The organism is Brevibacillus dissolubilis, assembly GCF_006170445.1.
GTDB classification, from domain to species: Bacteria; Bacillota; Bacilli; order Brevibacillales; family Brevibacillaceae; genus Brevibacillus_B; species Brevibacillus_B dissolubilis.
The window spans coordinates 1-20,179 of record NZ_VCNA01000006.1; the positions used below are offsets into that span (position 1 = coordinate 1).

A 20,179-nucleotide genomic window follows, 5' to 3' on the forward strand; every position below is an offset into this window, starting at 1 on the left:
GTTCAAATCCTAGTACCCCAGCCATTATGGGAGCCATTAGCTCAGTTGGTAGAGCATCTGACTTTTAATCAGAGGGTCGAAGGTTCGAGTCCTTCATGGCTCACCATTTTTCCAAACAATAAGATGCGGACGTAGCTCAATTGGTAGAGCGTCGCCTTGCCAAGGCGAAGGTCGAGGGTTCGAGACCCTTCGTCCGCTCCATAACAGATGTGCCCTTAGCTCAGCCGGATAGAGCGTTTGACTACGAATCAAAAGGTCGGGAGTTCGAATCTCTCAGGGCACGCCATCTTTACACAACAGTCGGGAAGTAGCTCAGCTTGGTAGAGTACTTGGCTTGGGACCAAGGGGTCGCAGGTTCGAATCCTGTCTTCCCGACCATTTTTCATCTGAATAAGCCGGTATGGCGGAATTGGCAGACGCGCGCGACTCAAAATCGTGAGGGAAACCGTGGGGGTTCAAGTCCCTCTACCGGCACCAACTTTTCATCCAAAAGTATGCGGGTGTAGTTCAATGGTAGAACTCCAGCCTTCCAAGCTGGTCGCGTGGGTTCGATTCCCATCACCCGCTCTTGCATATACGGAGGGATACCGAAGTGGTCATAACGGGGCGGTCTTGAAAACCGTTAGGCGGCAACGTCACGGGGGTTCGAATCCCTCTCCCTCCGCCACTTACCTTTTAGGGGCATAGTTTAAAGGTAGAACGAAGGTCTCCAAAACCTTTGGTGTGGGTTCGATTCCTACTGCCCCTGCCATTTTTCTAGCAACAAACTGAATCAAGTTACGTATGGCGGTCGTGGTGAAGCGGTTAACACACCGGATTGTGGCTCCGGCACTCGGGGGTTCGAATCCCCTCGATCGCCCCATATCTACTCAAATGAATGGGCCTATAGCTCAGTTGGTTAGAGCGCACGCCTGATAAGCGTGAGGTCGGCTGTTCGAGTCAGCCTAGGCCCACCACCCATACATTTGGGGCTGTAGCTCAGTTGGGAGAGCGCCTGCCTTGCAAGCAGGAGGTCATCGGTTCGATCCCGTTCAGCTCCACCAATTTTATAGTAGTGTTCCTCAGTAGCTCAATGGTGGAGCAACCGGCTGTTAACCGGTAGGCTGGCGGTTCGAGTCCGTCCTGAGGAGCCATTTTTATGTGGACAGGTGTCCGAGCGGCCGAAGGAGCACGATTGGAAATCGTGTAGGCGGTGTTGAACCGTCTCGTGGGTTCAAATCCCACCCTGTCCGCCATCTTATTGTAGAAATGAATCGCACTGCGGTTTACATATCGGATACAAAAGTAGAAAGCTCTGAGGCAGCGGTTGCTGTGTCGGGGCTTTTTTTTGTCTGAATGGGTTGGATGTACATAGAAAGCGGGGCATGGCAACAGCTATAAAAAATCTTTTATCAGCACCCATATTGTTTAACGACACAGCATCCTGTATAGTGTTGGCATCTGATTGAAGCTAACAGACTTTACCAAACATTTTACCACATAGATAGAAGGGAAGAGACGCAGATGAAAGTGTTGGTTCTTGGTGCAGGTGCGGTTGGTGGTTATTTTGGCGGACGTTTGGCGGAGAAAGGGGGAGACGTGACCTTTCTGGTACGGGAAAGACGGCGTGGGGAGCTACAGGAGCGTGGTCTGGTGATTCACAGTGTCAATGGAGATGTGACACTGACACCGAAGCTGATCACGAGCGGGGAAGCAGTCGAGTCCTATGATGTGATCCTGCTGACCATGAAGGCTTATCACTATGAAGAGGCGGTAGCGAGCATCCGACCGTATGTGGGTGAAGAGACGATGATCATCCCGCTGCTCAACGGGATCGCGCATTTACCTAAGCTGCAGGAGACATTCGGAGTGGAGCGGGTGCTCGGTGGTCTCTGTTTTATCGAGTCGACACTCAATGAGCATGGGGAGATCGTACATACGAGCAAGGCGCATCGTCTCGCGTACGGCGAATGGAAAGGAGGCAAGACAGAGCGAATCAAGGCATTGGAAGAGCTTTTTGCTGGGGCCAATGCGGTGTATGACTCCAGTGAAAATATTCAGCGTGAGATGTGGCACAAGTACTTGTTCATCACGACATTGTCCGGGATGACGACCTTGATGCAGTCTTCGGTCGGGCCGATCCGTGATTCCCAGTATGGCCAGTCGTTGACCCGTCAGCTGCTTGAGGAGGCTGCGGCGGTGATGCGGGCGCATGGTGCTCCGATCGATGCGGATATCGAGGAGAGCCATTTCCAGGTGTTCCAGCAACAGGGCTACAAGATGAAGTCCTCGATGCTTCGTGACATGGAAAAAGGCCTGGATATCGAGGCAGATCATCTGCAGGGCTATCTGCTGAAGCTGGCTGAGCAGTATCAGGTGCAGACACCGTTGCTCCAAGTAATTTACAATAATCTGAAAGTATACGAAATGAAGCGGGCAGCACAGGAGTAGTGATATAATAGGGGGCAGGAAAAAAGGAGGGTGACTCATGCAAGTCATTAAAATTGCGCCCCGAGGCTATTGCTATGGTGTCGTAGATGCGATGGTGCTGGCGATTAAGGCGGCCAAGGACCAGAATCTTCCCCGTCCGATTCATATTTTGGGGATGATTGTGCACAATGCACATGTCACAGAAGCATTTAAGAATGAAGGGATTATTACGCTGGACGGGGAAGACCGTCTGGAACTTCTTGATAAAGTGGATCAGGGTACCGTGATTTTTACGGCCCATGGTGTCTCTCCGGTTGTCCGCCAGAAAGCGGCGGAAAAAGGGTTGACCGTCGTGGATGCGACCTGCCCTGACGTGACTAAGACCCATGATCTGATTAAAGAAAAAGTGGCGAACGGCTATGAGGTCATCTACATCGGGAAAAAGGGTCATCCGGAACCAGAAGGCGCGATGGGGGTAGCTCCTGACGCGGTACATCTGGTGCAGACCGCTGATGATGTGGCGAAGCTCAACGTAACGGCGGATAAGGTGATCGTCACCAACCAGACGACGATGAGCCAATGGGACGTGAAGCATCTGATGGATGCGATCCGCGAGCGTTACGCGCATGTCGAGGTGCACAACGAAATCTGTCTCGCAACCCAAGTCCGCCAAGAAGCGGTTGCCAATCAGGCGGGGGAAGCAGACGTGACGATCGTCGTGGGTGATCCGCGCAGTAACAACTCCAACCGACTTGCACAGGTATCCGAGGAGATTGCTGGTGTGGAAGCATACCGTATCGCTGACTTATCCGAACTGAATCTGGATTGGCTGAAGGGCAAGCAGACCGTCGCCGTTACATCTGGCGCATCTACTCCGACTCCGTTGACCAAGGAAGTGATTGCTTTCTTGGAGCAATATGATGAGAACAATCCGGCCACATGGGAAAAGACACGTACGGTTCGTATGGATAAACTGTTGCCTACCGTGAAGGAATCATAGAAAGAAGGATATGGGATGAGCTTGCCTCAAGAGAAGCAAACGGCTAAGGGCGGCGATCCTGGCGCCTCCAAAACCACTGTTGCCATCAGTGGGATGTACCTGTTCATTTATTACGCGTATGGCGCGTTGACTCCGTTGTTGAGTCAGTATTTTATCATGATGAATCTGACGGGGACACAGGTCGGAACGATTACCTCGATTACGCCTGTCATCTCGATTCTGTTTCAACCGATCTGGGGAATTATCTGTGACCGGTTCCAGATCCGCAGACCTGTACTGATCACGACACTGCTCCTGGCGGCGGCCGTCTCCCTGCTCTTTACGATGGTGACGTCGTATGCTTGGATTTTGGCTACGTTTGCGTTGTTGTCCTTGTTCCAGTGTGCGGTGACGCCGATCTCAGACAGCTTGGCTCTCTCGTTCGCGACGAAAAGAGGGATTCAGTTCGGGAACCTGAGATTGTGGGGGGCGGTCGGCTTTGCCCTCGCCGTGTTTCTTACGGGTCAGGCGATTGGGATCGTGGGACCGTTTGCGGTGTTTTACTTTTATGCGCTGGCGTTTGTGGCAGCGATCTTTTTTATCCGGAGAATTCCTGATGAAGGGGCCAGCATGAACGTTAACGCCAACATTTTCAGGGGCTTGGGGCGCTTGATTAAGCTTCCGCGTTTCCTGCTGTTTTTGTGTAGTTCCTTCTTTATCTTTGGGGCGATCAATGCCAACAATACGTGGTTCTCGTACTACTACCAAGGCATCGGAGGTACGGTGGCGGGTGTAGGTCTTGCGTTTCTGCTGTTCGCAGGCAGTGAGGCACCGTTTATGCGGGTGGCGAGCTACTTTGCCCGCCGCTTCGGGATTGAGTTGACGATTCTGTTTGCGGGGGCGGTATCGGCTGCACGCTGGATCTGGTATGGGACGGCACCGAGTACGACGATCATTCTTGTGATGTTCTTCATTCAGGGGATGTCTGTCGGCTTCTATCTCGCGACGGCTGCGCAGTTTGTCCGGGAGAATACGCCGAACTCACTGCAGGTGACGGCGCTTGCGATCTTCTCGTCTGTGGGGCATGGTCTGGGTACGATGTTCTGCAACCTGATGGCCGGGATTATTAAGGACGAGGCAGGTATTCTTGCGACGTATACCTTTTTCGGAATCGCCTCGGTGCTTGGCTTGATTCCGCTGTTGCTGATCCGCTTTGGTCCGTTTAAAAAAGAACGGTACCTACTTGATGATTAGCGTGCCGCGATACCCCTGTTCGGGATAACCGGGGGTATTGGAGAGATAGACGAAGCTGCCGACCTGAGGCGCGGTGAAGCTGACGGTCGTCGATTGACCGGGATGCAGGTTTTTGGAGAGGACATTCAGCTCCTGCATGACAAAATTATGTGGCTTCTGATCGGAATTGATAATCTTCAGGGTGATTTCTTCGCCCGCTTGGACATGAATATGATTTGGCAAAAACCCAATCGAGGTGATCGTCACCGATTGGGTTTTTGTCTGTATGCCGATCGGTGGCGCGGAGAGGGCTTGGGAAGGGATGTGATTGCCGATGAACAGGACAGTGATGATCAGGAACGCGATCAGCGGAAAACGTGGACGGGGCATTCGGGACAGGCGGGTAACGATATAGTCAGGCATCTTACATGCAGCTCCTTTTGTGACCAAGTTATTCCTAGTATGAGACAGCAGGTGGGACAACATGTATGTGGGTTTATTGTGTAAGATTTTTTGGTTGGTGGCTTTGGCTCCGGTAGGAGCGTGAGGAGGAAGGGAGAAGCTGTTTTCCAGTCGCCTTTCCCTCACTTCGTTCAGCCGGTCTCCTTACAAACAGCTTCTCCCTTCCTCCCCACGCTCGGCCTTTGGCCAACCAATAAGAAAAAATACTTACTACATGAAAAGGGATAAAAAGAAAAAGAGATCGCCATGTTCCAGCCTAGGATGATTAGAACAGGACGATCTTTTTTATTACTTACAACTTATTCCGTTGAGTCTAGTAGTATTGACAGCTGGTGAAACGAGAAGAGCATGAGTACAATCTGTTTGTAAGAAGACCGGCCGAACGAAGTGAGGGAAAGGCGACTGGAAAACAGATTGTACTCATGCTCCTGCCGGAGCCATCACCACTTTTAAAAGAATCTAACGAAACACAGGCAGCACCTCAAACCGCTTCCCGAGGATATCCTGATGCGCTCCACCCAGCCATTTATCGATCACGGTGGCATACACACTGCGGAAATCCACGGTATAGGGCAAGTCACCATTAACTAATTTTGCAAGGGATGGATGCTCGCCATGTAAGCCGCCTTTTACCGGATTGCCAATCAAAAAGACCGGGCCGGATGTACCGTGGTCTGTACCGACAGAGCTGTTTTCCTTGAGGCGTCGGCCGAACTCGGAAAACATCATGATCACCACATTGTCCGCCAGTTTGTTTTGGGCCAGATCATGATAGAAAAAGCTGATCGCCTGATCCAATTGGCTCAACAGCTTAGGATGGGAGCTGTTTTCGCTGGCGTGCTCGTCGTAGCCGTTCATTTGCGTATAGATGATCTGGGTGTCGAGACCGCCTTTGATGATCGCGGCGGCAGTTGCCAAGTCACGGCCAAAAGGGGTGCTCGGATAGCCGAGGTCTTGTGGAGTCAAGGTACTGATCCGGTCGGTGCTGACAAACAGGCTGTTGCCGCGTGTCTTCACATCGGTAAAGGCATCACCCGGTTTGATCTGATACAGCTTGCGGAGGCTTTTAAGCATCTGCTCATCCTTTTCCACCTTGTAGGAGCCGACATTTTGGATACAAGGCACATGCACCTGACCGTTCAACGCATGGGAGAGGCGTTGGCCGATCTCGATGGCGCGGACAGGCTGATCGGCTGAACCTTGTGTCTGCTGGAGGTAGCGGGCGAGCCAGCCTTGTTTTTTCGGGGTGACGGGATCACCGCTGTGCCAGATATCCATCGAGCGGAAGTGGGAAAGGTCGGGATTGGGATAGCCGACACCTTGGATGATGCCCACTTTGCCTTGCTGGTACAGGGTGTTGATCCCAGGCATCGAAGCGTGGAAGCCGAGCTGTTTGTTGATGGCAAGCACCTGATTCTGCTTGACCGCGATGCGGGGACGGTTGTCGTAGTACACGCCATTGGTGTAGGGGATGATGGTGTTCAACCCGTCGTTGCCACCAGTCAGCTGGACGACGACAAGCTTGGGAGCATTCGTGGGACGGTTGGCGGCATGTGCCACGTTGGGGGATGTGAGGGCAGAGATCAGGGTCTCTCCCATACCAAGGCCCAGCAATAGCGCACCGGAACGGATGATAAATTCGCGTCTTGAAATCGTCGTCATCTAGGGGCACTCCAATCCATTAATATCTCTGATTTTCAGGGGCAAAAACGAGCAGGGTAAGCATCGCTTGCAGATTGGGAGCCTTCACCGCTGATCCGCCATTGGTATAAGGAAGCAAGGTATCCAGGGTCGTCTGGCTGGGCACGAAGCAGAGGCGCTTCGCCCAGAAGAGGATCACATCGGAGCCTTTATAGATCCGGTTCTTGGTCGTCAGGTTCCATGCGGTCTGCCCGATCTCCTTGGCCAGACGGTAGCGGGCGATCATCGGAGCAGAGGCAATCCAGGCATGTCCACCTTCCCAGCCAGCTACAGAAGGAGGGTTGAACAGTGTCTGTCCACACTCAAAAAGATAACTGTAGATGAACTCCGGACGCATCGGCACAGCCCCGGCACGATAGGAGGCGACCAGCAGATCAACCGGGGGACGCACGAGTGAACGCTTCTTGGCTTCTATGTCAAACAGCGGGTCACTTAACACCGCTTTGAGCAAGGTCCGCATCTCGTACTGGCTCTTCCGGTATATGGCCGCAAAACGCTCAATGTCCTGTTTTTTCGGAGTCGGCGTGACGAACGTCTGAAGCACCTTTTCCGTGATAAAACGGGCAGTCTGCGGGTTCTCCAGGATGATTCGGATGACATCAGCCAGCGCAAACTTGCCGCTCTTGCCAAAAATCGTCTTCCCTCCACTGTCGTGATAAGGGCGGTGAAAATAGACTTTTCCTGTCGTGGTGTCCAATTGCCAGCCGGTCAGTGCCCGTGCTGTTTCCTTCACATCTTTTTCGGTGTAGTGACCCACCCCAAGGGTAAAGAGCTCAAACAGTTCACGGGCATAATTCTCATTAGGGGCGTACTTCATATTACGCATCCCGTCCAGCCAGGTAAGCATAGCCGCATCCGTGCTGATCAGCCGCAGCATATCCCCCAGCTTGCCGAACGCATATTTATAGAAGATATCGTACTGGCGGGCCAGCAGCTTGGCATGCTTCACTTTACTGAATCCGGTGGCAAAATGATTATGCCAGAATAGTGCCATTTTTTCCTGAAGGGGATATTTGGTATTCACCATGCGATGAACCCAGTAGCGTTGGATTTTGCCGTAGTTCTCTGCTTCGATCTCATACAGCTTGTATCGGTCGGCGGTCGAGTCGGGAGTAGCCTTGTCGATGTAGGGAACGGTGGCTTCCAAGGCGTACGGTTTTGGATCTGGTTTGAGCAAAAGGGCGATCACCTGGTCTCGGGTACGCTGGGTGATCGCAGGTTCCCAGTAGCCGAGAGCGGCACGGTTAAGCAATCGTCGAATCGGGTCGGGCATCGTGTACCTCCTGTGCGGTAGCCATAACAGAAATAATCCTTGTCAGAATGGAAAAACCCCTGACGCATAGGCGAAAGGGGAGGGTGTGCTGCTACGCAATCTCTATCGATTGGATCTGAATATCCACACTGGCCGGAGCGATGTGCAGATAAAAGCTCAAATCATCATGCAAGGCAATCTGCATATCATTGACCAGCGAGCGGATCGGAGTTCCCAGAGGGACACGGACGGCGACAGCCAGAGAGAGACGAGGCAGGTCAGAGAAGGTATAGTCGACCTTGGAGACCTTGGTCACTTCCGTAAATCGGTTGCAGGTCTGTTGTACCAGCTTGCGTAGCACTTGCTCGTAGATCTGGATACGTCCGCCGGAAAAGGCCGGTTGAACGATGGTCGTTTCCCCTATTACTTCTTTTTTCGGCGAAAGAATCTTTTGTGCTGAGGCAATTATTTTTTGGAAAAAGTCTTTTTCGACCTCTACGCGGGGGATGGGAATGACGTGTTTGCCCATCGTCTCGCGGATGTAGCGGGCCGCTTCGATTTCTTGTTCCGATTTGATGGATTCGATGGAAATATATTCGTGGATGGACGGCAGATTCAGTGTAGCCGCGATCTTTTCCACCATGCGTATGGAAGTGCCGAGGATCAGCAGACGCTTGATCGGCAGCTCCTGGATTGTGGAGCGGACTTCTTGTGCATGGTCATCGAAGTGAAAAATCGCACGCTTAACCGCCCGAATCTTGGTGTTTTCATACTTGGCAGAAGTACCTGCTACTTTGCGTCCTTGGAAGACCAGGATGCCGTCGTCGATAATCGCATCGATGTGGAGTTGATGGGCAAGAGTGATGGCGCTTGAACTTTTGCCTGTACCGCTTGTTCCATATAACGCATATATCTGCATCAGCATCCTCCGTTAGTCAGACTTTTTTGTACATCCAGTATAACACGGACAGCCTTCTAACGGTATTGACTGCCTAATTCTTTTGCCCGTTCGGCAGCACGCAGGACAGCGGCAGTGAGTGCATGTTTGACATCAAAAGACTCCAGTACTTCGAGCCCGGCTTGAGTGGTTCCGCCTGGGCTGGTGACCTTGCGGCGAAGGATCTCCGGCTCTTCCTGGGTATGACGGAGCATGTGGGCGGCACCGAGGATCGTCTGGATCGTCAGCTCACGCGCCATCTCAGAGGAGAGACCCGCTTCGCGTCCCGCACCCTGCATCGCTTCCACGAAGTAGTAAAAGTAAGCAGGCCCGCTACCGGACAGACCTGTGATAATATCCAGCTCTGTCTCAGGAACGGCGTACACAGAGCCAATCGCTTCAAACAGGCAGGAAGCCAGAGCGAGATGCCCCTCATCTGCAAAGCGGCCCGCAGCAATCCCGGTTGCGGAGAGTCCGACGGCAGAGGATGTGTTTGGCATGGTTCTGACGATTGGGCAGTCGACGGAGAGCCATTCGCTGATCGCTTGGGTAGGTACCCCGGCGATGACGGAGATGACCAGTTGATCTGGGCGTACCAGCCCGCGTAAGTCGAGGCAGGCTTCCTGTGCGTCTTTTGGCTTCATGGCAAGAATCAACAGGTCGGATTGTTCGATCAGCTGTGTTTTGTCGCGCAGAGTCTGTACGCCGTAGTCCGTTGCGAGCTTATGGAGACGCTCATCATCGCTGCGGTTGGTGATCAATACCTGATCGGCAGACAATAGCTCCTTATTGATAATTCCTGCAAGAATCGCTTCTACAATCGAGCCAGCACCTAAAAAACCGACGCGAAGCTTCCGAAGCTCAAGATGACGGGCTGATGCACACATGTTTCATTCCTCCGTTTTCTTTTATGGTTTTATCGAATCTGACCGTTACCGGCGATCTGGTATTTGCTAGAGGTGAGAGCAGGCAGACCCATCGGCCCACGGGCATGGATTTTCTGGGTGCTGATTCCGATCTCAGCACCGAATCCGAATTCACCGCCATCGGTAAAGCGGGTGGATGCATTGTGATAGACAGCGGCGGCATCGACGGCGCGCAGGAAAAGCTGGGCATTGGCTTGGTTCTCGGTGATGATCGCTTCCGAGTGCTTGGTGCCGTGTGTAGCAATATGATTCATCGCTTCTTGCAGGCTGCCTACCGTCTTGACAGCGAGGATCAGATCAAGGAACTCAGCATCCCAATCTGTCGCTGTCGCTTCAACAAGGGAGAGGGAAGGATGGTTCTGGAGGGTACGCTCACAAGCGCGAAGCTGTACGTTGGCATCAAGCAGGCTGGTGAGCAGCTGTTCTCCGTATTGTCGGGCAAAAGCCTCGTGTATCAAAAGCGTCTCGGCCGCGTTACATACCGCTGGACGCTGTGTTTTGGCATTGAGGATAATCGCTTCGGCCATCTCGTAGGATGCTGTCTCGTCGATGTAGATGTGGCAGTTGCCGACACCGGTTTCAAGTACGGGTACGGTAGAGGTCTTCACCACCCGACTGATCAGCGAGGCGCCTCCGCGTGGGATGATCACATCGACATACTCATTGAGCGTACAGAGCACGTCGACGGCTTCGCGGTCGGTTGTCTCTAGATATTGCACCGCTTCATGCGGGAGATTCATCTGCTCTAGAGCGGTTCGGATACTGCGGGTCAACGCTTGGTTAGAGTGGCTGGCAGAGCGGCTGCCGCGCAGGACAATCGCATTGCCTGTCTTGAGCGCAATCGCCGCCGCGTCGATGGTCACATTGGGACGGGCTTCATAGACCATCCCGATTACCCCAAGTGGGACGCGCGTCTGTTGGATATGCAGACCATTCGGCAAGGTCCACTCTGTGATGACTTCCCCGATCGGATCTGGCAGCTTGGCGAGGTCTTCTAAGCTCTGCACCAGTCCTTTGATCCGCTCCGGGGTCAGAAGCAGACGGTCGAGATAGCTGGCTGGATGCTGCTCAGCCTTGGCTGCCTGCATATCCTTTTGATTTTCACTCAGGATGTAAGCTTCATCCTGTAAAAGCTGGCTTCCGATTTTGCGTAATGCTTCGTCTTTTTGTTCACGTGTAAACAGTGCCCAAGCCGAGGAGGCCTCCTTTGCCTGTCTCGCTTGCTCCGTCACGCTTATACGTACAGTAAGATTTCCCTGATTCATCCTCAACCGACTCCTTCTCTTTTTATCTGGCTCTACCGATAGGAACTGACAGGCTGTGATACCCAGTGATCGCGATTGATGACATCACCGGATAGGCGAATTCCGTCTGGACGGGCGATTGCGATGCGGAGCTCGTCAGCGGAGAACCGTGTCTTGCCCCTGCCGATTGGTTTGCCATCGGTATACACATCTACCACTTCGCCTGGATCAAATGAACCAATCACTCTGCAGATCCCAGCAAGCAACAAGCTGCGGTTCTTCTCTAATAAAGCTTCGGCAGCTCCTGCATCGACATGGATCTCACCGCTCACCCGGGAGTGAATCGCTATCCATTGCTTGCGGGCAGGTACGCTGTTTTTTTCACCTGTGGTGTGGGAGGGATGATGGGCATATGTACCTTCACCGTTCCCTTCCAGAATATGCATCAGGCTCTGTTCATCTACTGCACGCCCGATAAAAGTGGAGATCCCCAGCTGCTGGGCCGTCTGTGCCGCAATCAGCTTGGAGCGCATCCCGCCGGTTCCGAGTGACCCGGCATCTCCAGCCAGTGCAAGCAGCTCAGGCGTAATCTCGCCAATCGTCGAAAACCGCTTCGCATCTGGATACTTCTGGGGATGCTTATCATAAAAACCATCTGTGTCTGTCAGGATCACGTACAAGTCCGCATGTACCAGCCCGGCGACCAAAGCCCCCAGCATGTCATTGTCAGAGAAGGTCAGCTCCGATACCGAAACCGTATCATTCTCATTAATAATCGGAATCACCCCACGCGAGAGCAAAAGGGAAACCGTCTGAAAAGCATGCCGGTACCGCTCCTGGTCCGAAAAGTCACCGCGTGTGAGCAGAATCTGCGCCACCGTATAATCGTACGTGCCAAACAGCTGGTTATAATTTTGCATCAAAAGACCTTGCCCGACTGCCGCTGCTGCCTGCTTGGCTGCCAGCTTGCGGGGACGCCGCTCAAACCCAAGTCTCGTGTATCCACTTGCTACCGCGCCAGAGGAGACGAGCACCACTTCATGACCAGCGTCACGGAGGGTGGCGATCGTCGAGACGATCAGCTGCATTTTGTCGAGATCGCAACCGCCTTGGTCTTTGGCCAGTGAACTGCTTCCTACCTTCACAACCACCCGCTTTTTACTCATGCTGTATCACACACTCCCTTTTTGGATAAAACAAAAAACCTTCCGCCCCTATGAATGAAATCAATCATAAGGACGAAAGGTTACTTTTCGCGGTACCACCTTATTTGATGCTGAGCCAATCCAAAAACGGCACACGCCCAAGCATCCACTTTTCGCTCCGGCACCAAGACCTATGGATAGGACGGGTGGGTAGAGCGCTTTCCTTGGTAACAGGGGAAAGAATCCTGTCTAGGTTATCCCTAGCCGCTCCGGGATAGGTTCAAGCCGTTTGCCGGGCGAAACCTCTCAGCCGCTGAGTTTCGCTCTCTGCACCGGAAATGGTGGCTCTACTGTTTCCCATCAACGCAATGCCGTATGGAGGATGTTTTTTATAATTATGGTGGTGGTTGCATAAAAATGTCAAGGTGCTGAATGGAATAAACTTATTTAATTGATATAATCTGTTTTATCGGTACTTGGCGGCACCGTAATCGCCTGTGCGCTTGTCGATTTCATACATGTTGGTTTTCTTGTCTTTCACCAGATGGTAGGTGACGATGCGATTGCCTGCGTAACCTGGAGGGGCGATATCCTTCACGACGACAGTGACACCGGGTTGAGCTGTGCCTTGGGCAGTGCCGTTGCGGTGCAGTCCGGCATTGATGTCAGTGCGCAGGCGGTTGGTGGTGCCGGCTACTTTGTTGCTTCCGTCCTTGACGAGTTGGTTGACAGTACCACCTGCACCACCGTCAGCGACGGCATTACCCGCGTCATTGTTGTTGGCAGCGCCGTTTGGACCGGTTGGACCGCCCCGGCGATCCGCTGCAGCACCATTACCTGATTTCATCCCGGTCTGTTGACCGATTGCACCTGCGTTTACACCGCCAGGAAGCGGCTGAATCGCGGTGTTGCGGGTGGAGATGAAGACCGGATAATCTTTTGACGGGGTCGCGAGATATACCTTGCCATTCTGGATCTTGGTGTCGAGATTATCATACATCCGTACCGCGAGAGAGCGGCTCCAGTAGCGGGAGAAGTGACCGATGATCTTTTCTTTCGTGGAAAAACGCTCTGGCAGCTGACGGTAGACAACACCATCCTCGGTGACGGTTTTGCCGTTTTTCAGATGAGCGGCTGCGTAGTGAAGATCGTTGGTGACGTTCTCCGCTTTGTTCAGGAACAGCACGAGATCGGTTTCGTTGTTCTCCATGTGTTGGATCGCCGATGTCGGTTTGCCGCCTTTGCCTTGGGTTTGTGCCTGTTCCTGTCCGCCGACACCTTTTCTGCCGCTTGCTTTATCCTTAGAGCCTTGCGCTTTTTGCTTGTCACCGCCCTGAGCCTTTTGTTTGCCACCACCTTGGGCTTTTTGCTTTCCGCCGCCCTTGCCTTGTTCCTTCGACTGGGTCTTGGCATTGTCCTTACCTTGTCCTTGGTCTTTCCCGCCGCCACAACCTGTGAATACCAGCGAGAGTGCGAGCAGCAAAGCTAGTGGTCTTATGTGCTTCATTATGGTAATCCCCCTAGTTGAGCATATTGATGGACATATTTTTTTGCAGAGGTTTGGAATCTAATCCAGTTGTTTTTTACCAGTCCTTGGCCTGTACGCTCAGGGGGATTTCAGGATAACCTAAACAGAAAAGAGGGCGCAGGGCTTGTGTGTTGACCCGATTCGACTTATCATTATAGGAATACATAATCAAGCATGTGAGGTGGACCCATCATGTTCGGCTTTGGCAAAAAGAAAAAGCAAGACGCATTTGATCTCGTTATCATCAAAACAGAAGAAAGCAGCAAACGTAAATTCCATCAAGTGGTGTTCCCAACCCAAGTCTCCAACGACATCATGGTGATGTTTAAGAAGCTCCAGAAATCCCCGTTCAACAAAAAGAACTACCTCGGAGACCTCGGCGGCTTCCGTATGATCACCCATGTCCAAGGCTTTGACAGTGTGGACGTACTTAATGAAGAAGAGGCAGAAGCGACACCAATGCAGATCCAAGACTTCGCCAACATCCTCCTTCGCCGTCTGGAAAACCTGGAGAACAACCCAGAGTTCGAGGATTCAGAAGACCTCGCTTTCATCATGGGTGAATTGACCATGCTTCGCGATGGCAGCTTCTTAAAAGTCGAAATGTAGATGGGCATTTTTTCGATTGCATGCTGTCGGTTTTTCGATTAAAATAAAAACTGAACGATGATTCATTTTTTGAACGAGATTCCAACATTCCACAAAATCGTTTTTGAAAGCGTGATTTTTGTGGGATGTTTTTTACAACCTTATAATGAATGAGTATTCATTCAAGGATTCAAAGAGGCATGTCCTCATACGAGACAACATACCTATTAAACAAAGCATAGGGGAAATGAAGGAGGGTACATGATGGAACGCAAAATTCGTAAAGCGGCAGTCCTTGGTTCCGGTGTAATGGGTGCAGGTATCGCCGCACATCTGGCAAACGTAGGGATTCCTACTTATCTGCTTGATATCGTTCCACGCGAATTGACCGAGGAGGAAACGAAAAAGGGGCTTACTCTTGAGCATCCAGCGGTACGCAACCGCATCGCTCAAGCAGGGAAAGACCGCCTGCTTAAAGAAAAGCCAGCTCCACTCTATGACAAAGCAGACATCAACCTGATCACCGTTGGCAACCTCGAAGACAACCTGTCCGTCCTCGGCGAAGTGGACTGGATCATCGAAGTCGTCGTAGAGAACCTTGACGTTAAGAAAAAAGTGTTCGCGTCTGTGGAAGCTAACCGCAAACCAGGCACGATCATCTCTTCCAATACATCCGGTGTCTCCATCAATGAGATGGTGGAAGGCCGCTCCGAAGAATTCAAGAAGCACTTCCTCGGTACGCACTTCTTCAACCCACCGCGTTATCTGAAGCTTCTTGAAATCATCCCAGGCAACGAGACAGACCCGGCGATCACGGAGTTCATGCTCCAGTTCGGCGAGTTCGTACTCGGCAAAGGAACCGTACTCTGCAAAGACACACCTAACTTCATTGCGAACCGTATCGGTACATACGGCTTGCAGGTTACCATTCAAGAAATGCTCCGTCTCGGTCTTTCCGTCGATGAAGTGGATGCGCTTACAGGTCCAGTCATCGGCCGCCCCAAATCCGCAACGTTCCGCACGCTCGACGTGGTAGGTCTCGACACCTACGTACACGTAGCAGGCAACGTCCGCGTGAAAACTACGGGCGAAGAAGCCGCAACCTTCGAAATTCCAGAATTGCTCACCAAAATGGTAGAAAACCGCTGGATCGGTCAAAAAGCAGGCCAAGGCTTCTACAAGCAAGTGAAGTCTGCTGCAGGCAAAGAGATCCAAGTGCTTGACTACAACACATTTGAATACCGTCCAAAAGGCAAAGCCAAATTCGGCTCGCTCGAACAGGCGAAGACCGCAAAAGGCTTGGCACAAAAGCTGCAAACCATCGTGTATGGCAAGGACAAAGGCAGCGAATTCCTCTGGAACGTGCTGAAAAAAGTACTCGTCTACTCCGCAGCAAAAGTACCTGAAATCGCAGATGACATCGTAGCAATCGACAATGCGATGAAGTGGGGCTTCGGCTGGGAGCAAGGCCCATTTGAGACATGGGACGCAATCGGCGTCGAGAAGTCCGTAGCACGCATGCGCGAAGAAGGCGAAACCATCCCAGCGCTCGTCGAGGAACTGCTCGCAAGCGGCAAAACCTCCTTCTATGACAAGCAAGAAGGTCAACAATACGCATTTGCTATCGGCGGCCAATACAAAGGCATCGAAGAAAATAAAGAAAAAATCAACCTTGCCGCGCTGAAAGAACAAGGCAAAGTGGTTCGCAAAAACTCCGGCGCAGCCCTGATCGACTTGGGCGATGGCGTAGCGTGCCTGGAATTCACTTCCCCGCACAACGCACTCGGCATGGATATCGTACAGATGCTCAAGCACTCTGCTGATGAAGTGGAGAAGAACTTCGCGGGTCTTGTCATCGGTAACCAAGGCAAGAACTTCTGCGTAGGTCTCAACCTCGCGATGGCTCTGATGGAAGCACAAGACGAGAACTGGTTCGAGCTTGATCACATGGCAAAAACCTTCCACAACAACATCAACCGACTCCGCTACATGCACCGTCCGGTAGTGGCCGCACCATTCGGCATGACCCTCGGTGGCGGTGTAGAGATGGTATATATCGCAGACCGCGTACAGGCAGCGGCTGAGACCTACCTCGGATTCGTCGAAGTGGGCGTAGGTGTACTGCCAGGTGCAGCAGGTACCAAAGAAATGCTGTTCCGCGCGATGGAAAACGTACCACAAGGCGGTTCCGTACCAGTCGATCCGTTCCCGTTCGTAGCGAAGGCATTCGAGACCGTCGCGACAGCGAAAGTATCCACCAGCGGTAAAGATGCGATCAATATCGGCTACCTCCGTCCACAAGACCGTGTATCCGTCAACGCAGACCACCAGCTCTATGATGCCAAACAATTCGTTCTCGAACTCGACCGTCAAGGCTATGTACCGCCAAAAGAGCGCAAGATCAAGGTCATCGGCGAGTCCGGCTACGCGACCCTCAAGCAAAACCTCTACGCGATGAAGATGAGCGGCTACATCTCTGACCACGACATGCTGATCGGCAGCAAGGTAGCGTACGTCATGTCCGGCGGCAATGTGCCAGCAGGTACAGAAGTGAACGAAACCTACATCCTTGAGCTTGAACGTAAAGCGTTCTTGGAACTGATCAAAACGCAAAAAACACAACAACGCATGCAACATATGCTCCAGAAAAATAAACCACTGCGTAACTAGTGAAAAGAGAGAAGGAGGATACCCCATGAGAGAAGCAGTCATCGTTGCTGGTGCCCGCACCGCTGTCGGCAAATCCAAGCGCGGCAGTCTGAAAGACGTTCATCCTGTGGATTTGGGGGCGGCAGTTGTCAGTGACCTGCTCCGCCGTGTCCCACAACTGGACCCATCTTTGGTGGATGACGTGATTATCGGGAACGCGATCCCGGAAGCTGAACAAGGTATGAACTTTGCGCGCCTGATCGGTCTGCGCGCAGGTCTGCCAACGAATGTATCTGGTATCACCGTGAACCGTTTTTGTTCCTCTGGTCTGCAATCCATCGCGTACGCAGCCCAACAAATCATGGTAGGCGGCGCTGATGTGATCATCGCAGGCGGCGTGGAGAGCATGAGCCAGGTTCCTATGACAGGAAACAAAGTAGCGCTCAACCCATGGCTGGCTGATAACCTCCCAGAAGCGTACATGAGCATGGGTCACACCGCTGAGCAAGTCGCACAGCGCTACAATGTTACCCGTGAAGACCAAGACGCTTTTGCAGTAGAATCCCACCGCCGTGCAGCGGCTGCGATCGCCGAAGGCAAATACAAAGACGAGATCGTGCCAATCCCGGTCAAACAACATTTCGTGGACGATGCAGGCAAGCTCCACGTAAAAGAATACACATTTGATACAGATGAAGGCGTACGTCCTGACTCTACTCTGGAATCCCTCGCAAAGCTTAAACCAGCGTTTAACGTGCGTGGTTCCGTAACCGCAGCCAACTCTTCCCAAACCAGTGACGGCGCAGCAGCAGTGCTCGTCATGTCCGCTGAAAAAGCAGCAGAGCTTGGTGTTCAGCCGATCGCCAAGTTCCTCTCCTTCACTGTCGGCGGCGTAGACCCAGACGTGATGGGGATCGGTCCAGTCGTAGCGATTCCAAAAGCGCTCAAGATGGCTGGCCTCACCGTAGACGATGTAGACCTGTTCGAGCTCAATGAAGCATTTGCTTCCCAATCTATCGCGGTCATCCGTGAGCTTGGTCTCGACCAAAGCAAAGTCAACGTTAACGGCGGTGCGATCGCCCTCGGTCACCCACTCGGATGCACCGGTGCGAAGCTGACTGTCTCCATCCTCAATGAACTGAAACGCCGCAATGGCAAAATCGGTGTCGTTACCATGTGTATCGGCGGCGGTATGGGCGCAGCCGGCGTGTTCGAACTGCTTTAATTTTTCAACCTTGATTCAAAATCAAATCAGTTAACAATAAAGGAGCGATCCATCATGGCAGATACAAAAGACTTGATCCGCGGCGGTATCTTCTTGATCGAAGAAGGCAATGCTTCCGAGGTGCTGACTCCAGAAGATTTTTCTGATGAGCACAAAATGATCGGCAAAACCACTGAAGATTTCGTGGTAAATGAAGTACTTCCACACCTCGAAGAAATCGAGCACCACAATTTTGACCACTCTGTCCGTCTGCTCAAAGAAGCAGGTGAGCTGGGTCTCCTCGGCGCAGATGTACCTGAGAAGTACGATGGTCTTGGCCTCGACAAAATCAGCTCTGCGATCATCACCGAAAAAATGGTACGCGGCCGCAGCTTCGGCCTCTCCCACGGTGCACACGTAGGGATCGGTTCCCTCCCAATCGTCTACTTCGGTAACGACGATCAGAAAAAACGCTATCTCCCAGACCTCGCTTCTGGTAAGCGCTTGGCTGCGTACTGCCTGACTGAGCCGGGTTCTGGTTCTGACGCTCTCGGTGCGAAAACAACTGCACGTCTGTCTGAAGACGGCAAACACTACATCCTCAACGGTGAAAAACAATGGATCACCAACGCAGGCTTCGCTGACGTATTCGTGGTATATGCGAAAATCGACGGCGAGCACTTCACCGCTTTCATTGTAGAGCGTGAATTCGGCGGCGTTTCCTTCGGTCCAGAAGAGAAGAAAATGGGCATCAAGGGTTCTTCCACCCGTACCGTCATCCTCGAAGATGTACATGTACCGGTAGAAAACCTCCTCGGCGATGCAGGCAAAGGCCATGTGATCGCGTTCAACATCCTCAACATCGGCCGTTACAAGCTCGCAGTAGGTGCAGTCGGTTCCGCCAAACGCGCACTCGACCTCGCTACCACCTACGCAAAAGAGCGTAAACAATTCAAAACACCAATCGCAAGCTTCACCCTGATCCAAAACAAATTGGCGAACATGGCTGCGAAAATCTATGCTTCTGAGTCTTCTGTATACCGTACAGTAGGTCTCTACGATGCTTCCTTCGAAGCTCTCGGTGAGCAAGCTGACGACCGTCACGCGGTAGCAAAAGCAATCGCTGAATACGCAATCGAATGCTCTGTGAACAAAGTATTCGCTTCCGAAGTCCTCGACTATTGCGTAGACGAAGGTCTCCAAATCCACGGTGGCTACGGCTTCATGTCCGAATATGAAATCGAGAACATGTACCGTGACTCCCGCATCAACCGTATTTTCGAAGGTACCAACGAGATCAACCGTCTCCTCATCCCAAGCACACTCGTGAAAAAGGGCATGAAAGGCGAACTGCCACTCCTCCAAGCAGCAGCAGGTCTGCAAGAAGAGCTGATGAGCTACTACCCAGAGGAACTGGAAGATGCTCCACTCGCAGCAGAAAAACACCTCATCAACATGACTCGCAAAATCGTCATGATGGTAGCAGGTTCTGCTCTGATGAAATATCAAAAGAGCCTGGAGCGTGAACAAGAGCTCCTCGCACTCGCAGCCGATATGCTGATCGAGCTCTACTCCATGGACAGCGTTGTAAAACGTACCGAAAAAGCAATCGCGAAAAACGGTCTGGAAAAAGAGCAGCAAAAACTCGACCTGACTGTTGTGTACGTTCAAGATGCGTTTGACAAAGTAGAAGGCTATGCAAAAACCGCTCTGGCTGCGATGGAAGAAGGCGACGACCTCCGTCTGCGTCTCTCTATCCTCAAAAAGCTTACCCGCCGCAACCCGGTTAACACCGTTGCTCTCAAACGTGCGATTGCACAGCGCGTAATCGAAGCGGATGGCTACACCGTTTAATTCCTAACCCCGTCTCCAACCCAACCCCAATCACATAATGAAAAGCCGGTGTCTTTTGTGGACATCGG

15 protein-coding genes, 13 tRNA genes and 1 other annotated feature are annotated in these 20,179 nt (G+C 52.3%); of the genes, 20 read left to right on the forward strand and 8 right to left on the reverse strand.

Going from position 1 to position 20,179, the window contains the following annotated elements; all coding sequences use genetic code 11:
- Nucleotides 1–30: 30 nt before the first annotated feature.
- The 16 genes from FGI41_RS12615 to FGI41_RS12690 all read left to right on the forward strand — a co-directional run bounded on the left by FGI41_RS12615 (nt 31) and on the right by FGI41_RS12690 (nt 4,642).
- Nucleotides 31–106: transfer RNA gene (locus tag FGI41_RS12615), tRNA-Lys, on the forward strand.
- A gap of 19 nt (nt 107–125) precedes the next feature.
- A tRNA-Gly gene (locus FGI41_RS12620) sits at nt 126–201 on the forward strand.
- An 8-nt stretch (nt 202–209) separates the two neighbouring features.
- Nucleotides 210–286: transfer RNA gene (locus FGI41_RS12625), tRNA-Arg, on the forward strand.
- Between the two features lie 15 nt (nt 287–301).
- Nucleotides 302–378, forward strand: a tRNA-Pro gene (locus FGI41_RS12630).
- Between the two features lie 16 nt (nt 379–394).
- Nucleotides 395–477: transfer RNA gene (locus FGI41_RS12635), tRNA-Leu, on the forward strand.
- A 19-nt stretch (nt 478–496) separates the two neighbouring features.
- A tRNA-Gly gene (locus FGI41_RS12640) sits at nt 497–567 on the forward strand.
- A gap of 11 nt (nt 568–578) precedes the next feature.
- Nucleotides 579–667: transfer RNA gene (locus tag FGI41_RS12645), tRNA-Ser, on the forward strand.
- A gap of 10 nt (nt 668–677) precedes the next feature.
- Nucleotides 678–751: transfer RNA gene (locus FGI41_RS12650), tRNA-Trp, on the forward strand.
- A gap of 35 nt (nt 752–786) precedes the next feature.
- Nucleotides 787–862 (forward strand) — tRNA-His (locus tag FGI41_RS12655).
- A 17-nt stretch (nt 863–879) separates the two neighbouring features.
- A tRNA-Ile gene (locus FGI41_RS12660) sits at nt 880–956 on the forward strand.
- 11 nt (nt 957–967) lie between these two features.
- A tRNA-Ala gene (locus FGI41_RS12665) sits at nt 968–1,043 on the forward strand.
- A 15-nt stretch (nt 1,044–1,058) separates the two neighbouring features.
- Nucleotides 1,059–1,133 (forward strand) — tRNA-Asn (locus FGI41_RS12670).
- Between the two features lie 9 nt (nt 1,134–1,142).
- A tRNA-Ser gene (locus FGI41_RS12675) sits at nt 1,143–1,235 on the forward strand.
- Between the two features lie 268 nt (nt 1,236–1,503).
- On the forward strand, nt 1,504–2,430 hold the full coding sequence (gene panE / locus FGI41_RS12680) for a 2-dehydropantoate 2-reductase (protein WP_139490515.1): 927 nt from the start codon (nt 1,504–1,506) through the stop codon (nt 2,428–2,430).
- 37 nt (nt 2,431–2,467) lie between these two features.
- Nucleotides 2,468–3,409 carry a 4-hydroxy-3-methylbut-2-enyl diphosphate reductase gene (locus tag FGI41_RS12685; RefSeq protein ID WP_139490516.1) on the forward strand — a complete coding sequence of 314 codons (942 nt, stop codon included), beginning with the start codon at nt 2,468–2,470 and terminating at the stop codon, nt 3,407–3,409.
- A gap of 15 nt (nt 3,410–3,424) precedes the next feature.
- Complete coding sequence (locus tag FGI41_RS12690; protein WP_139490517.1) at nt 3,425–4,642, forward strand: MFS transporter; 1,218 nt, start codon at nt 3,425–3,427, stop codon at nt 4,640–4,642.
- On the opposite strand, the gene FGI41_RS12695 is transcribed toward FGI41_RS12690, so the two are convergent.
- The 8 genes from FGI41_RS12695 to FGI41_RS12730 all read right to left on the reverse strand — a co-directional run bounded on the left by FGI41_RS12695 (nt 4,628) and on the right by FGI41_RS12730 (nt 13,795).
- On the reverse strand, nt 4,628–5,044 hold the full coding sequence (locus tag FGI41_RS12695) for a cupredoxin domain-containing protein (protein ID WP_139490518.1): 417 nt from the start codon (nt 5,042–5,044) through the stop codon (nt 4,628–4,630). The two genes, FGI41_RS12690 and FGI41_RS12695, sit on opposite strands and share 15 nt — an antisense overlap.
- Nucleotides 5,045–5,542: 498 nt before the next feature.
- On the reverse strand, nt 5,543–6,745 hold the full coding sequence (locus tag FGI41_RS12700; RefSeq protein ID WP_139490519.1) for a DUF1501 domain-containing protein: 1,203 nt from the start codon (nt 6,743–6,745) through the stop codon (nt 5,543–5,545).
- Nucleotides 6,746–6,764: 19 nt separating this feature from the next.
- Nucleotides 6,765–8,057 carry a DUF1800 domain-containing protein gene (locus tag FGI41_RS12705; RefSeq protein WP_139490520.1) on the reverse strand — a complete coding sequence of 431 codons (1,293 nt, stop codon included), beginning with the start codon at nt 8,055–8,057 and terminating at the stop codon, nt 6,765–6,767.
- A 91-nt stretch (nt 8,058–8,148) separates the two neighbouring features.
- Entirely contained in the window at nt 8,149–8,955 is an 807-nt protein-coding gene (locus FGI41_RS12710; protein ID WP_139490521.1) for a hypothetical protein, read from the reverse strand.
- A 56-nt stretch (nt 8,956–9,011) separates the two neighbouring features.
- A complete protein-coding gene (proC, locus tag FGI41_RS12715) occupies nt 9,012–9,860 on the reverse strand; it encodes a pyrroline-5-carboxylate reductase (RefSeq protein WP_139490522.1) in 849 nt (282 codons plus the stop codon).
- Between the two features lie 29 nt (nt 9,861–9,889).
- A complete protein-coding gene (locus tag FGI41_RS12720; protein WP_139490523.1) occupies nt 9,890–11,164 on the reverse strand; it encodes a glutamate-5-semialdehyde dehydrogenase in 1,275 nt (424 codons plus the stop codon).
- A gap of 32 nt (nt 11,165–11,196) precedes the next feature.
- Nucleotides 11,197–12,309 carry a glutamate 5-kinase gene (gene proB / locus FGI41_RS12725; RefSeq protein ID WP_139490524.1) on the reverse strand — a complete coding sequence of 371 codons (1,113 nt, stop codon included), beginning with the start codon at nt 12,307–12,309 and terminating at the stop codon, nt 11,197–11,199.
- Between the two features lie 65 nt (nt 12,310–12,374).
- Nucleotides 12,375–12,661 (reverse strand) — a binding site (T-box leader).
- A gap of 93 nt (nt 12,662–12,754) precedes the next feature.
- The gene (locus FGI41_RS12730; RefSeq protein WP_139490525.1) at nt 12,755–13,795 is read right to left on the reverse strand and encodes a hypothetical protein; all 1,041 of its coding nucleotides are present in this window, start codon (nt 13,793–13,795) and stop codon (nt 12,755–12,757) included.
- A 213-nt stretch (nt 13,796–14,008) separates the two neighbouring features.
- On the opposite strand from FGI41_RS12730, the gene FGI41_RS12735 reads away from it, so the two are divergent.
- The 4 genes from FGI41_RS12735 to FGI41_RS12750 all read left to right on the forward strand — a co-directional run bounded on the left by FGI41_RS12735 (nt 14,009) and on the right by FGI41_RS12750 (nt 20,111).
- Nucleotides 14,009–14,425, forward strand: a complete 417-nt coding sequence (locus tag FGI41_RS12735) for a hypothetical protein (RefSeq protein WP_139490526.1) — start codon at nt 14,009–14,011, stop codon at nt 14,423–14,425.
- Nucleotides 14,426–14,668: 243 nt separating this feature from the next.
- Nucleotides 14,669–17,074 carry a 3-hydroxyacyl-CoA dehydrogenase/enoyl-CoA hydratase family protein gene (locus FGI41_RS12740; RefSeq protein ID WP_139490527.1) on the forward strand — a complete coding sequence of 802 codons (2,406 nt, stop codon included), beginning with the start codon at nt 14,669–14,671 and terminating at the stop codon, nt 17,072–17,074.
- Nucleotides 17,075–17,099: 25 nt separating this feature from the next.
- Nucleotides 17,100–18,278: an acetyl-CoA C-acetyltransferase gene (locus tag FGI41_RS12745; RefSeq protein WP_139490528.1), complete on the forward strand. Its 1,179-nt coding sequence runs from the start codon at nt 17,100–17,102 to the stop codon at nt 18,276–18,278.
- A gap of 54 nt (nt 18,279–18,332) precedes the next feature.
- Nucleotides 18,333–20,111, forward strand: a complete 1,779-nt coding sequence (locus tag FGI41_RS12750; protein WP_139490529.1) for an acyl-CoA dehydrogenase FadE — start codon at nt 18,333–18,335, stop codon at nt 20,109–20,111.
- Nucleotides 20,112–20,179 lie beyond the last annotated feature (68 nt).

What these genes read in the sequence shown, in the direction of transcription:
- panE (WP_139490515.1), top strand. Translation starts at nt 1,504, where the DNA reads ATGAAAGTGTTGGTTCTTGGTGCAGGTGCGGTTGGTGGTTATTTTGGC.
- FGI41_RS12685 (WP_139490516.1), top strand. Translation starts at nt 2,468, where the DNA reads ATGCAAGTCATTAAAATTGCGCCCCGAGGCTATTGCTATGGTGTCGTA.
- FGI41_RS12690 (WP_139490517.1), top strand. Translation starts at nt 3,425, where the DNA reads ATGAGCTTGCCTCAAGAGAAGCAAACGGCTAAGGGCGGCGATCCTGGC.
- FGI41_RS12695 (WP_139490518.1), bottom strand. Translation starts at nt 5,044, where the DNA reads ATGCCTGACTATATCGTTACCCGCCTGTCCCGAATGCCCCGTCCACGT.
- FGI41_RS12700 (WP_139490519.1), bottom strand. Translation starts at nt 6,745, where the DNA reads ATGACGACGATTTCAAGACGCGAATTTATCATCCGTTCCGGTGCGCTA.
- FGI41_RS12705 (WP_139490520.1), bottom strand. Translation starts at nt 8,057, where the DNA reads ATGCCCGACCCGATTCGACGATTGCTTAACCGTGCCGCTCTCGGCTAC.
- FGI41_RS12710 (WP_139490521.1), bottom strand. Translation starts at nt 8,955, where the DNA reads ATGCAGATATATGCGTTATATGGAACAAGCGGTACAGGCAAAAGTTCA.
- proC (WP_139490522.1), bottom strand. Translation starts at nt 9,860, where the DNA reads ATGTGTGCATCAGCCCGTCATCTTGAGCTTCGGAAGCTTCGCGTCGGT.
- FGI41_RS12720 (WP_139490523.1), bottom strand. Translation starts at nt 11,164, where the DNA reads ATGAATCAGGGAAATCTTACTGTACGTATAAGCGTGACGGAGCAAGCG.
- proB (WP_139490524.1), bottom strand. Translation starts at nt 12,309, where the DNA reads ATGAGTAAAAAGCGGGTGGTTGTGAAGGTAGGAAGCAGTTCACTGGCC.
- FGI41_RS12730 (WP_139490525.1), bottom strand. Translation starts at nt 13,795, where the DNA reads ATGAAGCACATAAGACCACTAGCTTTGCTGCTCGCACTCTCGCTGGTA.
- FGI41_RS12735 (WP_139490526.1), top strand. Translation starts at nt 14,009, where the DNA reads ATGTTCGGCTTTGGCAAAAAGAAAAAGCAAGACGCATTTGATCTCGTT.
- FGI41_RS12740 (WP_139490527.1), top strand. Translation starts at nt 14,669, where the DNA reads ATGGAACGCAAAATTCGTAAAGCGGCAGTCCTTGGTTCCGGTGTAATG.
- FGI41_RS12745 (WP_139490528.1), top strand. Translation starts at nt 17,100, where the DNA reads ATGAGAGAAGCAGTCATCGTTGCTGGTGCCCGCACCGCTGTCGGCAAA.
- FGI41_RS12750 (WP_139490529.1), top strand. Translation starts at nt 18,333, where the DNA reads ATGGCAGATACAAAAGACTTGATCCGCGGCGGTATCTTCTTGATCGAA.